Here is a 15,097-nt window from a genome sequence, read left to right as displayed (position 1 = left end):
CGTCTCCACCCTTTCCCTGAAGCGCTACGGCTGCAGCCTCCAAGGCCCTTGTTTGTTGTGGGGCTCTTTCTTGAGTGTTTGAGACAAGTATAGCACAAATCCCTATTAATTTTGTCGGGTAACTAGACTAAACAGTCGCGTTTTCTCCTGCAGGGTCGCAAAGCCTGGTCATGCGGCAGGGATTTGATCGCCGCCATGCGCTCCAAACACCCGGTCCTTGAGACGGGTCAATTGATCGCGCACCCGAGCAGCCTGCTCAAACTCCAGGTTGCGGGCGTGTTCCAGCATGAGCTTTTCCAGCCGCTTGATTTCGCGGGCAATGTCCTTTTCGGACATCTCCTCCAGTTCGGCCTGCCGCGCCGCATCTTCGCGGAGTCGCTGGGCTTCCTGGCCTGCCTTCTCGCTGTACACGCCGTCAATCAGGTCTCGCACCTGCTTGACGATGCTGCGCGGCGTAATACCCCGGGCCTCGTTGTATGCGATCTGTTTGGCGCGGCGGCGTTCCGTTTCGCTGATCGCCTTGCGCATTGAGTCGGTGATCCGGTCGGCATACAGGATGGCCTTGCCGTGCAGGTTGCGCGCCGCCCGGCCGATGGTCTGGATCAGGCTGCGTTCGGCGCGCAGGAAACCCTCCTTGTCGGCATCCAGGATGGCCACCAGGGAGACCTCAGGAATGTCCAGCCCCTCACGCAGCAGGTTGATCCCCACCAGGACATCGAAGGCTCCCAGGCGCAGGTCGCGAATGATTTCCACACGCTCCACGGTGTCGATATCGGAGTGCAGATAGCGCACCTTGACCCCGTTGTCGCTCAGGTAATCGGTCAGTTGCTCCGCCATGCGCTTCGTCAGCGTCGTAATGAGTACGCGTTGATTCTTTTGCGTGCAAATGCGTATTTCTTGCAGCACATCATCCACCTGATGGGTAGCGGGACGCACCTCCACCTCCGGGTCCACCAAGCCGGTGGGCCGTACCACCTGGTCCACCACCTGGCCCGAGTGCTCCTTCTCATAATCAGCCGGAGTGGCCGATACAAACACCACCTGCCGCATGCGCTTCTCGAACTCCTCGAACTTGAGCGGCCGGTTGTCCAATGCCGACGGCAGGCGAAAGCCGTACTCGACCAGCGTAGTCTTACGCGCGCGGTCGCCGTTGTACATGGCGTTGAGTTGCCCGATCATCTGGTGGCTCTCATCCAGGAACATCAGCGCATCGGGCGGGAGGTAGTCGGTCAGCGTGCTCGGCGGCTCGCCAGGCGCAGAACCCGACAGGTGGCGCGTGTAGTTCTCGATGCCCTTGCAGTGCCCCACTTCGCTGAGCATTTCCAGGTCGAAGCGCGTGCGCTGCTCCAGCCGTTGCGCCTCCACCAACTTGCCCTCGGCCACGAAGAACTTGAGCCGCTCGTCCAGTTCCTGCTTGATGGTCTCCACGGCCGCCAGCACCTTGTCGCGCGGCGTGACGTAATGGCTGCTGGGGTACACCGTGAAGCGCGGGATTTTTTGCTGGATACGCCCCGTGAGCGGGTCGAAAAGCTGCAGGCTTTCCACCTCGTCGTCGAACAGTTCGATGCGCACCGCCAGCTCGGAATGCTCGGCAGGGAACACATCGATGGTGTCGCCACGCACACGGAACTTGCCCCGGCTGAAGTCCTGCTCGTTGCGCTGGTACTGCATGCGGATCAGCTGCGCGATCGCGTCACGCTGGCTCAGCTGGTCACCCACGCGCAGCGTCATGATCATGCGGTGGTAGCTCTCGGGCTCGCCAATGCCGTAGATGGCCGACACCGTGGCCACGATGACCACATCGCGCCGCTCCAGCAAGCTCTTGGTGCACGACAGGCGCATCTGCTCGATGTGCTCGTTGATAGCGCTGTCCTTCTCGATGAACAGGTCGCGCTGAGGCACATAGGCCTCGGGCTGGTAGTAGTCGTAATAGCTCACGAAGTACTCCACGGCGTTCTTGGGGAAGAACTCGCGGAACTCGCTGTACAGCTGTGCGGCCAGCGTCTTGTTGGGCGCGAAGATGATGGCCGGCCGTCCCAGGCGGGCGATCACGTTCGCCATGGTGAAGGTCTTGCCCGAGCCCGTCACCCCCAGCAGGGTCTGGAACACCTCGCCGTCCTGCACGCCCTCCACCAGCTTGGCGATGGCCTCGGGCTGATCACCGGCGGGCGGGTATGGCTGGTACAACGAAAAGGGCGAACCTGGAAACTGGACGAACTGCCCGTCCGCCGCGCCAGCGGCCGGCTCAGAGGTGACTTCATGCATGGCGGAGGTAAACGGCGCGCGGGGGCGGCCGTTAAAATCAAGAGTGGACCGAAAGCCTACCGTAGGTGAGGTCCCGTCGTCAGATTTCCATCCCCTCAAGGACTTTTCATGTCTCTGTTCAGCGCCGTCGAAATGGCTCCCCGCGACCCGATCCTGGGTCTCAACGAACAATACGCCGCCGACCCCAATCCAGCCAAGGTCAACCTGGGCGTGGGCGTGTACTTCGACGACAACGGCAAGCTGCCCCTGCTGCAGTGCGTGCAGGCAGCCGAAAAGGCCATGATGGACAAGCCCGCTGCGCGCGGCTACCTGCCCATCGACGGCATCGCCGCCTATGACAACGCGGTCAAGGCCCTGGTGTTCGGCGCGGAGTCCGACGTCGTCAAGGCCGGCCGCGTGGCCACGGTGCAGGCCATTGGCGGCACGGGCGGCCTGAAGATCGGCGCCGACTTCCTCAAGAAGTTCAGCCCGAACGCGAAGGTGCTGATCTCCGACCCGAGCTGGGAAAACCACCGTGCCATCTTCACCAATGCCGGCTTCGAGGTGGGCAGCTACCGCTACTACGACGCCTCCAACCGCAAGGTGGACTTCGACGGCATGCTGGCCGACCTGAACGCCGCCGCACCCGGCACCATCGTGGTGCTGCATGCCTGCTGCCACAACCCCACGGGCTACGACATCACCGCCGCGCAGTGGGAGCAGGTGATCGCCGCCGTGAAGGCCAAGGGCCTGGTGGCTTTCCTCGACATGGCCTACCAGGGCTTCGGCTACGGTATTGCCGAGGACGGCGCCGTGATCGGCAAGTTCGTCGCGGCCGGCCTGAACATTTTTGTGTCCACCTCGTTCTCCAAGAGCTTCAGCCTGTACGGCGAGCGCGTGGGCGCGCTGTCCGTGGTGGCCAACGACAAGGACGAGGCCGCGCGCGTGCTCTCGCAGCTCAAGATCGTGATCCGCACCAACTACAGCAACCCGCCCACGCACGGCGGCGCCGTGGTGGCCGCGGTGCTGAACAACCCCGAGCTGCGCGCCCTGTGGGAAAAGGAGCTGGGCGAAATGCGCGTGCGCATCAAGGAAATGCGCCAGAAGCTGGTGGACGGCCTGAAGGCCGCCGGTGTGAAGCAGGACATGGGCTTCATCACCACGCAGATCGGCATGTTCAGCTACTCCGGCCTGTCCAAAGACCAGATGGTGCGCCTGCGCAACGAGTTCGGCGTGTACGGCACCGACACCGGCCGCATGTGCGTGGCCGCGCTCAACAGCAAGAACATCGACTACGTCTGCCAGGCCATCGCCAAGGTGATCTGAGCCACGGCGACGCCCCAAAAAAAAGCAACCGCCTTCGGGCGGTTTTTCATGTGTTTTCGGGCTCTAACACCCATCCAGCAAGCGCTAGCAGCTATCAATTTAGATAGATCAACCCCAAAGCATGGAGCGCATGGAGATCGAGGCCGACTGAAAACCCGTGTTGAAAAAGCGCGGCATCTCCGTGGGCAGCGCGGCGCCTGCGGCATACAGCAGTGGCAGGTAATGCTCATGCGTGGGATGCGCCAGCGGCGCCATCGGGCCCCACTGCTGGAAGGCCACCAGCGCGTCCAGGCGGCCCGCCTTCACCAGTTCCTGCACCTTGACGTCGAATTCGTTCGCCCACTCGTAGGCTGCATTGATACCTGTGCCGCGCCGCGCGGCGCGCAGGTTGTGCACCACGTTGCCACTGCCCACGATGAGCACTCCACGCTCGCGCAACGCACGCAGCTGCTGGCCCAGGGCGTAATGCTCAGCCGCCGGGCGCGCGTAGTCCATGCTGAGCTGCAGCACCGGAATGTCCGCCGCCGGGAACATGGGCTTGAGCACCGACCATGTGCCGTGGTCCAGGCCCCACTCCCCCCCGTCCACCTCCAGGGCGCGCGCCGTCGCGGGTGAGCGCAGCTCCTGCGCCAGGCTGCGCGCCACCTGCGGCGCGCCCGGCGCCGGGTACTGCTGCTCGAACAGCTCGCGCGGGAAACCGCCGAAGTCGTGGATGGTGCGGGGCGCAGCCATGCCCGTCAGCTGCCAGCCGCCGCGCGTGAGCCAATGGGCCGACACGCACAGGATGAGCTGCGGCCGCTGCCCGCGCGCCAGCAGTTCCGCCCCCATGTCCTGCCAGGTGCGGCGCCAGGCGTTGTCTTCGATGGCGTTCATGGGGCTGCCATGGCCCACGAACAGCACCGGCATGCGCGGCGAGGGGCGCAGCGCCTCCAGCAACGGGGCGGCTTCGGACAGGGGGCTCATGAAGACTCCGGGAAGGGTGGCGAGGCCCGCCAGCGCGGCCATGGTGCTGCGGCGCTGCGGCAAGAGGAAGGCGTGAGAGGGCACGATATGATTTTGGCGGTCAGCCGGGATCGGGGCGCGCACGGGCGCCGAAGTTCCAGCCGCGGCCCTCCGTTCACCGCCTCCGCTTTCCACCCATGCCTCTCGCGCTCGATCCCCCTGCCCCGCTGGCATGCCGCCGGCTCAGTGTCCGCGCATGTCCTGGACCACAGGCCACCACCCTGCCCCCTGACGGCCAGCCCATGGCCACACTTCCGCCGTCCAGCGCGGCGGATGTTTGAACATGCGCACACACGGCATCGTCCGGCAATGGAACGCGGACAAAGGCTTTGGCTTCATCCAGGGCGCTGGCAGCACCCAGGTGTTCTTTCATGTACGGGACTTCCGGGGCACGGCGCCGCCCTCCCACGGGATGCCGGTGGAGTATGAAGAGATCCACGTGGGCGGCAAGGGACCGCGCGCGATGGATGTGCGTCCACGCAGCCAACCGAGCGGCTCCCCTTCCGCCCACCGGTCTCCGGCCCGCGCAGCATCCGCCCCGCCATCCACGCGACCCACCGCCCGCCCCACGCCGGCCACCGCCAGGCACACGCGCCCGCGCTGCGCACCGCAGGCACCCGCAGGCGCGGGCATCGCCGTGGCGCTGATGCTGCTCTGGCTGGGCCTGTGGGGCTGGGGCGCCTGGGCGCAGCGGTTGCCGCTGTGGTGGCTGGGCGCGGCGGCGGCCCTGAACCTGCTGACCTTCTTCACCTACGCGCTGGACAAGAGCGCCGCCCAACGCGGCACGTGGCGCACCCGGGAGAGCCACCTGCACCTGCTCGCCCTGCTGGGCGGCTGGCCTGCCGCATGGTGGGCCCAGCAGTGGCTGCGCCATAAATCGCGTAAACAGGACTTCCGCGCGGTGTATTGGGGCACGGTGGTGTTGAACTGCGCCGCACTGGCGGTGTGGACGCTGCGGCCGCAGACGCTGCGCGAAGTGCTTTCTTTTTTATAGCTGCTCGCGCTTACCAGCATTGCGGCAAGGCCGGTTTTAATCGGGATCTGCGGCATGCCCTGCGGCCACGTCCGACAGCGCGGCCTTCCATCGCCCGACAGCCAGGCGACGCTGCGGCACCTCCAATGGGTCCAGTTTCTTGCCGCATTGGAGAACGACGCCATGAAGCCTTTCGCCCTCGACCCGAGCATGACCACGGCGACCGGGACTTTCTACCCCACGGGCCATGTGTTCGCGCTGTTTGCGAACGAGGAGGCGGCGCGCTCCGCAGGCCAGGCGCTGCAGGCCCAGGGTCGCGACGACGTGGCGCACGCCACGCCGCCGATGATCCTGGAACATGTGGTGCGCACGCTGGGCAATGCCGATGCACCCCTGCCCTCGGTCGGTGCGGAGGGCGTGATCGTGCGCCGCATCGCGCAACTGGCCAGCGACGGCGCCCACGGCCTGTTGCTGCGTGCTGCGGATTCCGACGCTCCGGAGACGCTGCGCGACCTGCTGCAGCCGCTGGGCCCGCTGGCGGCGTTCTACTACCGCCGCCTGGTCATTGAGGAGCTGGTGTCCGCCCCCGCCGGTCCCGCGCGCTGACGGCCGGGTGCCGCCCCGTCAGCGCCGCCGGCCCGTACCCTTGCCCGACGCCGGGGTGCCGGCCCCGCCCTGGCGGCGCCCCGCGGCGCCCGCCGCGTTGCCGCCGGCATTGCCACGGCTGCCAGTGCGGGCACCGGTGCCGGCACGTGGCGGCAGGCCGGTGTTCTGCGTGAGCATGCGGCCCGGCTGCGGCGCGCTGCTACGAAAACGCACGTCTCCCTGCGGCTCCTCCGGCTCCTGCGGGCGGCGGCGCAGCGCCACGGCCTTGCCGTCCTTGTTGATGGTGTAGCCCACGCCGGCCCCGCCACCCTTGGGCCCGGTGCTGTTTTTCTTGCGGGCACTTTGGTAGCTGCCGTCGACCAGCGGCTGGAAGGTGGGGATCAGGTGGTGCTTGCCGTTACCGATCAGGTCGGCCCGGCCCATGCTTTTCAGCGCCTCGCGCAGCAGCGGCCAGTTGTTGGGGTCGTGGTAGCGCAGGAAGGCCTTGTGCAGGCGGCGGCGCTTTTCGCCACGCACCACGTCCACCTGTTCCTCGGCCACGTCGCGCATCTGCCGTCGCACGCGCGTGAGCGGGTTGCGGCCCGAGTGGTACATGGCCGTGGCGCTGGCCATGGGGCTGGGGTAGAAGGCCTGCACCTGGTCGGCGCGAAAGCCGTTCTTCTTGAGCCAGATGGCCAGGTTCAGCATGTCCTCGTCGGTAGTGCCGGGGTGGGCGGCGATGAAGTACGGGATCAGGAACTGTTTCTTGCCCGCCTCTTCGGTGTACTGCTCGAACATCTGCTTGAAGCGGTCATAGTTGCCGATGCCTGGCTTCATCATCTTGGACAGCGGCCCCGCCTCGGTGTGCTCGGGCGCGATCTTGAGGTACCCGCCCACGTGGTGCTGTACCAGCTCCTTCACGTATTCGGGGGACTTCACCGCCAGGTCGTAGCGCAGGCCGGAGCCGATGAGGATCTTCTTGATGCCCGGCAGCTTGCGCGCACGGCGGTAGATGTTGACCAGCGGCGCATGGTCCGTGTGCAGGTTCTGGCAGATGCCGGGAAACACGCAGCTCGGCTTGCGGCAGGCGGCCTCGATCTCTGGGCTCTTGCAGCCCAGGCGGTACATGTTGGCCGTGGGGCCGCCCAGGTCGGAGATGGTGCCGGTGAAGCCCTTGACCTTGTCCCGGATGTCCTCCACCTCGGCAATGATGGAATCTTCCGAGCGGCTCTGGATGATGCGTCCCTCGTGCTCGGTGATGGAGCAGAAGGTGCAGCCGCCAAAGCAGCCGCGCATGATGTTGATCGACGCGCGGATCATCTCCCACGCCGGGATCTTGGTCGGCCCCTCGTAGCTGCCCTGCGCGTCCAGGTACTGCGGGTGCGGGTTGCGCGCATACGGCAGGCCGAACACCCAGTCCATCTCGGCCGTGGTGAGCGGGACGGGCGGCGGATTCAGCCACACGTCGCGCGCCGTCGCGCCCTCGCCATGCGCCTGCACCAGCGCGCGGGCGTTGCCGGGGTTGGTCTCCAGGTGCAGCACGCGGTTGGCGTGGGCGTAGAGCACCGGATCGGCCTTCACCTGCTCATAGCTGGGCAGGCGGATCACGGTGCGCTCGCGCGGCGGCAGCGCCCGCCCGCTGCGCCCCTTGGAGGGCAGCGCCGGGTTGGGCGCGATCTGCACGGTCTGCAAAGGTTTTTGGCCTGCAGCGCTTTGTGGGTCAGCGCTGGCAGCTATTGAATTTGCAGCATCTTCCTGCGAACACGTCTGGCCCTGGGCCGCAGCCTGCTCGCTGGTGGTCATGTAGGGGTTGATCAGCTCATCCACGCGGCCGGGCTCGTCCACCTCGGTGGAGTCGATCTCGAACCATCCGGGCTCGGACGCGCGCCGCACGAAGGCCGTGCCGCGCACGTCGGTGATGGTCTCCACCGGGTCGCGCCGCGCAATGCGGTGGGCCACTTCAACCAGGGCACGCTCGGCGTTGCCGAACAGCAGGATGTCGCACTTGCTGTCCACCACGATGGAGCGGCGCACCTTGTCGCTCCAGTAGTCATAGTGGGCGATGCGGCGCAGGGAGCCTTCGATGCCGCCCAGCACGATGGGCACGTCCTTGTACGCCTCGCGGCAGCGCTGGCTGTAGACCACGGCGGCGCGGTCGGGCCGCTTGCCGCCCACGTCGCCCGGCGTATAAGCGTCGTCGCTGCGGATCTTGCGGTCCGCCGTGTAGCGGTTGATCATCGAATCCATGTTGCCCGCGGTCACGCCCCAGAACAGGTTGGGCTTGCCCAGCACCTTGAACGCGTCGGCGCTCTGCCAGTCCGGCTGGGCGATGATCCCCACGCGAAAGCCCTGCGCCTCCAGCACCCGCCCGATCACCGCCATGCCGAAGCTCGGGTGGTCCACGTAGGCATCGCCCGTCACCAGCACCACGTCGCAGCTGTCCCAGCCCAACTGCTCCATCTCGGCACGGCTCATGGGCAGGTACGGCGCCACGCCAAAGCGCTTGGCCCAGTAGGGGCGGTAGCTGGTCAACGGCTTGGCGTTGCGCGGGAAGAAGGAAACATCGATCGGGGCGTTCATGGGCGGGCCTGCAGGGGGGGGCCGGGCATTTTAGAAGCCATGCCCCCTTTGCGCCTAACCGCCCCCGCATGGCCCTTGTCGCCGTCGGCCCATGGGGTAAGCTCGGCCGCCCCCATGCCCTACACCCTCAGCGCCCCCGTTCACAGCGAACTCATCATCAAGAAAAGCCGCTTCATCGGCTGCGTGCAGCCCATGGCCGACCGCGCGAGCGCGCAGGCCGTGGTGGATGCGCTGTGGCGCGAACACCCGGGCGCGGCCCATGTGTGCTGGGCGCTGCTGGCGGGCGGCCAGTCCGCCGCGGTGGACGACGGCGAGCCCAGCGGCACCGCCGGGCGGCCCATGCTGGATGTGCTGCGCCACCAGGACCTGGAGGGCGTGCTGGCCACCGTGGTGCGCTATTTCGGCGGGGTGAAGCTGGGCGCGGGTGGCCTGGTGCGCGCCTATACCGATACCGTGGCCCAGGCGCTGCTGCAGGCCGACAAGGTGCCGCTGCAGCGCATGCGCACCCTGGAATGCAGCGTGCCCTACGCCCTGGAAGGACTGCTGCGCCGCATGATCGACGGTGCTGGCGCGCAGTTGCTGCAGGTGCAGCATGCCACGCTGGTCACGCTGCAACTGCGCCTGCCCGAGGCCGAGGCCGAGGCCTTCGTCCACCAGGTGAACGAAGCAGGCCAGGGCCGCGTGGCCTGGGGCGAATCCACGGACTGAAGACCGGGGGCGGGCCGCGCCCACGCAAGCCCAACAATGCCTGCGCGCCTACATGCCGCGCCGGCGCGCGCGGCGACACTGGCGGCCCGCATTGACAAGGAACCCCCTCCATGAGCCAGCCGCTGGACGTGATCATCCTGGGCGCCGGGTCCGCCGGACTGGCGGCGCTGCGCGAGGTGCGCAAACGCACCGACCACTGGCGCATCGTGAACGACGGCCCCTGGGGCACCACCTGCGCGCGCGTGGGGTGCATGCCGTCCAAGATGCTCATCGAGGCCGCCAACGCCTACCATGCGCGGCGCGCACTGCACACCTTCGGCATCGAGGGCGCGGATGCGCTGCGGGTGGACCTGCCCGCCGTGCTGCGCCGCGTGCGCGCGCTGCGCGATGACTTCGTGGCCGGCACGCTGGCCGCCACCGACGCGGGCGAGCGCGCCATCAGCGGCCACGCCCGGCTGCTGGACGCGCAACGTGTGGAAGTGAACGGCCAGGTGCACACCGCGCGGCGCATCATCATCGCCACGGGCTCGCGCCCCATCGTGCCGGAGGACTGGCTGGCTTTTGGTGACCGCATCCTGACCACCGACACGCTGTTCGAGCAGCCCACGCTCGGCCCGCGCGTGGCCGTCATCGGGCTGGGGCCGCTGGGGGTGGAAATCGCGCAGGCGCTCGCGCGGCTGGGGGTGGAGGTGATGGCCTTCGCGACGGGCAAGAGCGTGGCCGGCCTGAGCGACCCCGCCATCAACGACGCGCTGCTGGCGCGGCTGAAGGACGAATTCATCGTCAACGTGGGCGACAAGGCCGAGCTGCGCGAGGTGGCCGGCGGCATACAGGTCACCAACGGCAGCGCGACCGTGGTGGTGGACCAGGTGGTGGCCGCCATGGGCCGGCGCCCGAATCTTGAGCACCTGGGACTGGACACCCTGGGCGTGGCGCTGGACGACAAGGGCCGCCCGCCCATCGATCCGTGCACCCTGCAGGTGGGCGATCTGCCCGTCTTCATCGCGGGCGATGCCGATGGCGACCGCCCCCTGCTGCATGAGGCCGCGGATGAGGGTCACATTGCGGGGTTGAACGCCCTGGCGCCCACGCCGCGCGGCTTCGCCCGGCGCACGCCGCTGGCCATCACCTTCAGCCAGCCTCAGGCCGCCGTGGTGGGGCAGCGCCATGCCGATCTGCCCGAGGGGCAATGGGTGGGGGGCACGGTGGACTTTGCGCGCCAGGGCCGCGCGCGCGTGGCGCAGTGCAACCACGGGCGCCTGAACGTGTACGCCGAACACGGCAGCGGCCGCCTGCTGGGCGCCGAGCTGTGCGCGCCAGCGGGCGAACACATGGCCCACCTGCTGGCGCTGGCCGTCGAGCAGCGGCTGACGGTGCACGACCTGCTGCGCATGCCCTTCTACCATCCGGTGCTGGAGGAAGGCCTGCGCACGGCGCTGCGCGACGCGGCCTCGCGCCTGCCCAAGGCCAGCGATTCCGACCTCGCCGCCTGCGAGGCCTACGGCGCGAGCGCGCTGGACTGATACAAAAACAATAGCTGGCTGCGCTTGCCAGGATGAATTTTCAGCACCAAAACAGCTTGAAATTCTTACGTATCAAGCGCCAACAGCTATGTTTATAGAAGCACCCTTGAATCCGCGGTGAACTGGCCGATAACAAGAGGTACACCGGAGATCGCCATGGACGTCGCCCTCACCCAATCCATCGTCAGCACCGCCAGCGCCCTCGCCAGCCGCGAGACGGCCGATGCCGTCCAGGTCACCGTGCTGAAGAAGGCCCTGGACACGCAGGAAACGGCCGCGGCCACCCTGCTCGCCGCCCTGCCCCAGCCACCGCTGGCGACCGAGGGCCCGCTGGGCACGCAGCTCAACACCTACGCCTGACGCGCACGGCGCGCTGGCTTTTTTTCGCCGGCTCAGGCCGGCTTCAGCCCTGGCCTTGCTCAGCGCAGCCGCGCAGGCGACAGGCCCGCCACGTCCACACCCTCGCGCGCCAGCTCCGGGGCCAGCGGCTCGCCCAGTGCCAACTGCCGCGTCAGCAGCGCCGCGCCCGCCGCGCTCTGGATGCCATAGCCGCCTTGCGCGGCCAGCCAGAAGAAGCCGGGCACATGGTTGTCCCAGCCAATGACCAGGTCGCCATCGGCCACGAACGAGCGCAGCCCCGCCCAGGTATGCGAGGGGCGGCGGATCTGAAAGCACGTCACCTGCTCGATGCGGTGGATGCCCAGGGCCACGTCCAGTTCCTCAGGCACCACGTCGTGCGGCGCCACGGCATCGGCATTGGCGGGGGAGCCCAGCATCTGCCCCGCGTCAGGCTTGAAGTAGTAGTCCTCCGCAATGCCGATGACGGCTGGCCAGTGGGCCGCTTGCATGCCGGCCGGCACGGGAAAGGTGAAGGCCGTGCGCCGGCGCGGCTCCAGCCCGATGGGCGGCACGCCCGCCTGGGCTGCCACCACGTCGGCCCAGGCGCCTGCGGCATTGACCACGGCGCGCGCGTGCAGCACCTCGCCATCGGCCAGGGTGATGTGCCAGCCCTCCTCGCCCCGTTGCAGGGCCGTCACCTCGGCATGGGTGCGGATCTCGCCACCACGCTGGCGCAAGCCGCGCAGGTAGCCCTGGTGCAGCGCATGCACGTCGATGTCGGCGGCGCCGGGCTCGCTCATGCCCGCGGCCACGGCCTCGGGGCGCAGGCACGGGGCCTGCTCCAGCAGCTCCTCGCGCGTCAGGCGGCGCACCTGCGGGTTGCGCGGCAGCGCCTCGGCGTACGCGGCTTCCAGCAGGTCGAGCTGGTCGGGCCCCGCCAGGTACACCACGCCGCGCGGCGTGAGGATGGGGGCGCTGCCGAATTCGGGCGGCGGCGCATCGTAGAACGCGCGGCTGGCCCGTGTGAGTGCGCAGATGTTGGGCGTGCCGTAGGTGGCCGAGTACAGCGCGGCCGACCGGCCGGTGGTGTGGTAGCCGGGCTGGGCCTCCCGCTCCAGCAGCAGCACGCGGCGGTGCGCGGCCAGTTCCCAACCGGCGGAGGCGCCGGCAATGCCCGCGCCGATGATCACAAAGTCATAGGGTTGCATGGGTTCCCTCGCCAATCACTGTCAGACCGCCGACGCCTGCGCCGCGGCACCGCGCGCGCCCAGGCGCGGCACGCCGCGCGCGTCATCGGGGTCCGGCGCGTGGGTGACGATGGAGGTGAGCGCGGGCTGCACCGGCCCCAGCCGGGCCAGGTCGGGCCGCGGGCGCTGCAGGCCATCGATGCGGGCGAAGGCCTGCTCCAGCCCCAGGCCGATGGACAGCAGGCGATGGTCGTCGCGAAAGCGCCCCACCACCTGCAGGCCGAACGGCATGCCGGCCGTGTCGCGCCCGCAGGGCACGCTGAGCGCGGGGTGCGTGGTCAGCGTGGTCACGTAGGTCAGCGCCAGCCAGCGGTAATAGTTGGCCTGGGGTTCCCCGTTGATGTGACTCGCGTACAGCGCGGTCCACGGGAAGGGCGAGACCGGCGTGGTGGGTGCCAGGATCACGTCGAAGTTGGCAAACGCCTCCTGTGAGCGCGCCAGGATGCGCGTCTGCTCGGCCTGTGCCCAGGCGCTGTCCAGCAGCGACATGGCCGCACCCATCTCGTAGTTGGCGCGCGTGTTGGGCCCCAGGCTGGCGGGGTCGCGCTCGTAGGCCTCGCGCATGCCGGCCACGAAGCTCTCGGCCCGCAGCACGTCGAAGCAGCGGTGCACGTCGCCCAGGTCCAGCCAGATCTCCTCGCAGGAGCGGAACAGGTGGCGCATGGCGCCGATCTTGGCGCGGAACACGGCGCGGATGCCGTCGTCCACCGCGCAGGCGCCGAAGTCTTCGGTGTAGCCCACGCGCAGGCCGCCCAGGTCGGCCGGCTCCAGGTGCAGGAAGCTGTGGGGGTCCAGCGGGTAGGTGAGCGGGTCGCCCGCCGACAGGCCGGCCGATGCGGCCAGCTGCAGGCAAGCCTCGGCCATCGTGCGGCCCATGGGGCCGACCACGGAGATCGGCGTCCAGCCCAGCAGCTTGCGCGAGCTGGGCACCACGCCGGGCGACGGCCGAAAGCCCACCACGCCGCACTTGGCCGCGGGGATGCGCAGCGAGCCACCCGTGTCCGAGCCCGTGCACACCGGCAACATGTCGCAGGCCAGCGCCGCGGCCGACCCGCCGGACGAGCCGCCCGCGTTCAGGCGCGGATCGAACGGGTTGCCCGTAGCGCCCCAGACCACGTTGCGCGAATTGGCGCCCGCGCCCATCTCGGGAATATTGGTCTTGCCCGTGACGATGGCGCCGGCCGCGCGCAGGCGCGCCACCAACACGTTGTCCTGCGCAGGGATGTTCTCGCGGTAGATGGGCGAGCCGTAGGTGGTCAGCAGGCCGGCGGTGGCCTCCAGATCCTTCACGCCCATGGGCAGCCCGTGCAGCAGGCCGAGGGGCTCGCCAGCGCGCACCGCCCGCTCGGCGGCCTGCGCCTCGGCGCGGGCGCGGTCGTAGCAGGTGGCGGTGACGGCGTTCACATACGGATTCACCGCCTCGATGCGGTCGATGCAGGCTTGCAGCAGCTCGACGGGCGAGATTTCGCCCGTGCCGATGCGGTGGCGCAGCTCATTGGCGGACAGTTCCACCAGCGTGGGATCAGCAGTCATGGTCGTGAAGAAGGTCCAGGGGCCATTGTGGATGAGCCGCGCCTCAGTCGGCGGTGATGCCCGCGCGCTGCGCAATGGCACGCATCAGCGGCAGCTCCCGCTCGATCAGGGCAGCCAGCTCGGCCGACGAGGCGAATGCGGGCTCAAAGCCCAGGGCGAGCAGGCGCTCGCGCGTGTCCGGGTCGGCCACCACCTCGGCCAGCGTCTTCTCCAGCCGCGCCTTCACCGAAGTGGGCAGGCCTGCGGGCGCCACCAGGGCCAGCCAGGTGTCCATGTTCAGGCCGGGGTAGCCGCTCTCGGCCAGCGAGGGTACCTGGGGCAGCAGGGTCGAGCGCTTCTCGGTGGTGACGGCAATCGCCTTGACCTTGCCCTCCTTGAGCTGGGGCAGCGCGGCCGACACCGTGTCCACGGTGAACGGAATCTGCCCGCCGATCAGGTCCACCATGGCCGGCGCACTGCCTTCGTAGGGCACGTGCTGGATCTTCAGGCCCGCGGCATGAAAGAACATCTCGCCCGCGAACTGCGAGGTCGTGCCCGCGCCGAAGGAGCCGTAGGAATACTTATCGGGCGCGGCCTTCACGGCACTGACGAACTGCTTCACATCGTTAACCGGCACGCTCTTGCTGGCCAGCAGGATCAGCCCCGTGCGCCCGGTGATGCCGATGGGATCGAAGCTCTTGACGGGGTCATACGGCAGCCGGGGCCGCACTGCCGGGTTCACCGTAAAGGTGGTGCCCGAACTCAGCAGCAGCGTGTAGCCGTCCGGCGCGGCCTTGGCCACGTAGCTCGCGCCAATCACCGTGCCCGCGCCGGCGCGGTTGTCGATGACCACGCTTTGCCCCAGCTTGTCGCCGAGCTTCTTGCCGATCAAGCGGCCCAGCACGTCGGTGGCTCCACCCGCGGGGAACGGAATCACCAGCGTGATGGGGCGGGAGGGAAACGCCTCCTGCGCATGGGCGGGGGCGAAAGCGGCGGCACCCAGGGCGCAGGCCAGCATGGACAACATCGTCTTGCGGTTCATGGCGGTCTCTCCAGTC

At 68.4% G+C, this 15,097-nt stretch carries 12 protein-coding genes; 6 read left to right on the top strand and 6 right to left on the bottom strand.

What is annotated here, in order from left to right:
* Nucleotides 1-168: 168 nt before the first annotated feature.
* Entirely contained in the window at nucleotides 169-2,265 is a 2,097-nt protein-coding gene (gene uvrB, locus BV908_RS16645) for an excinuclease ABC subunit UvrB (RefSeq protein ID WP_103738699.1), read from the bottom strand.
* A gap of 108 nt (nucleotides 2,266-2,373) precedes the next feature.
* On the opposite strand from uvrB, the gene BV908_RS16640 reads away from it, so the two are divergent.
* Nucleotides 2,374-3,570 carry an amino acid aminotransferase gene (locus BV908_RS16640; RefSeq protein ID WP_103738698.1) on the top strand — a complete coding sequence of 399 codons (1,197 nt, stop codon included), beginning with the start codon at nucleotides 2,374-2,376 and terminating at the stop codon, nucleotides 3,568-3,570.
* Between the two features lie 108 nt (nucleotides 3,571-3,678).
* Here the strand turns inward: BV908_RS16640 and ygiD are convergent, their stop codons facing one another.
* Nucleotides 3,679-4,533, bottom strand: coding sequence for a 4,5-DOPA dioxygenase extradiol (gene ygiD, locus BV908_RS16635; RefSeq protein ID WP_246867533.1), 855 nt, complete (start codon nucleotides 4,531-4,533; stop codon nucleotides 3,679-3,681).
* A 322-nt stretch (nucleotides 4,534-4,855) separates the two neighbouring features.
* Here ygiD and BV908_RS16630 point away from each other — a divergent pair, with 322 nt between their 5' ends.
* Together BV908_RS16630 and BV908_RS16625 are read left to right on the top strand one after the other, a co-directional pair.
* The gene (locus BV908_RS16630) at nucleotides 4,856-5,566 is read left to right on the top strand and encodes a cold shock and DUF1294 domain-containing protein (protein ID WP_103738697.1); all 711 of its coding nucleotides are present in this window, start codon (nucleotides 4,856-4,858) and stop codon (nucleotides 5,564-5,566) included.
* Nucleotides 5,567-5,728: 162 nt separating this feature from the next.
* Nucleotides 5,729-6,151, top strand: a complete 423-nt coding sequence (locus BV908_RS16625) for a hypothetical protein (RefSeq protein WP_088888527.1) — start codon at nucleotides 5,729-5,731, stop codon at nucleotides 6,149-6,151.
* Between the two features lie 18 nt (nucleotides 6,152-6,169).
* Here the strand turns inward: BV908_RS16625 and BV908_RS16620 are convergent, their stop codons facing one another.
* A complete protein-coding gene (locus BV908_RS16620) occupies nucleotides 6,170-8,710 on the bottom strand; it encodes a YgiQ family radical SAM protein (RefSeq protein ID WP_103738696.1) in 2,541 nt (846 codons plus the stop codon).
* A 114-nt stretch (nucleotides 8,711-8,824) separates the two neighbouring features.
* Here BV908_RS16620 and BV908_RS16615 point away from each other — a divergent pair, with 114 nt between their 5' ends.
* From BV908_RS16615 to BV908_RS16605, 3 genes are all read left to right on the top strand, one after another.
* Entirely contained in the window at nucleotides 8,825-9,418 is a 594-nt protein-coding gene (locus tag BV908_RS16615; protein ID WP_041835999.1) for a YigZ family protein, read from the top strand.
* Between the two features lie 110 nt (nucleotides 9,419-9,528).
* A complete protein-coding gene (locus tag BV908_RS16610; protein WP_103738695.1) occupies nucleotides 9,529-10,941 on the top strand; it encodes a dihydrolipoyl dehydrogenase in 1,413 nt (470 codons plus the stop codon).
* 156 nt (nucleotides 10,942-11,097) lie between these two features.
* A complete protein-coding gene (locus BV908_RS16605; RefSeq protein WP_047350331.1) occupies nucleotides 11,098-11,301 on the top strand; it encodes a YjfB family protein in 204 nt (67 codons plus the stop codon).
* A 59-nt stretch (nucleotides 11,302-11,360) separates the two neighbouring features.
* On the opposite strand, the gene BV908_RS16600 is transcribed toward BV908_RS16605, so the two are convergent.
* From BV908_RS16600 to BV908_RS16590, 3 genes are read right to left on the bottom strand one after another with little or no spacing between them, the layout of a single operon-like run.
* Complete coding sequence (locus BV908_RS16600; RefSeq protein WP_103738694.1) at nucleotides 11,361-12,488, bottom strand: FAD-dependent oxidoreductase; 1,128 nt, start codon at nucleotides 12,486-12,488, stop codon at nucleotides 11,361-11,363.
* A gap of 21 nt (nucleotides 12,489-12,509) precedes the next feature.
* Complete coding sequence (locus tag BV908_RS16595; RefSeq protein WP_103738693.1) at nucleotides 12,510-14,060, bottom strand: amidase family protein; 1,551 nt, start codon at nucleotides 14,058-14,060, stop codon at nucleotides 12,510-12,512.
* Between the two features lie 43 nt (nucleotides 14,061-14,103).
* Entirely contained in the window at nucleotides 14,104-15,081 is a 978-nt protein-coding gene (locus BV908_RS16590) for a tripartite tricarboxylate transporter substrate binding protein (protein ID WP_103738692.1), read from the bottom strand.
* Between the last annotated feature and the right edge of the window lie 16 nt (nucleotides 15,082-15,097).

The sequence above is a fragment of the Diaphorobacter sp. LR2014-1 genome, from assembly GCF_002916785.1.
GTDB lineage: Bacteria > Pseudomonadota > Gammaproteobacteria > Burkholderiales > Burkholderiaceae_C > Diaphorobacter > Diaphorobacter nitroreducens.
Note: the sequence above shows the minus strand (reverse complement) of the source record. Positions and strands in the feature narration are given on the sequence as shown.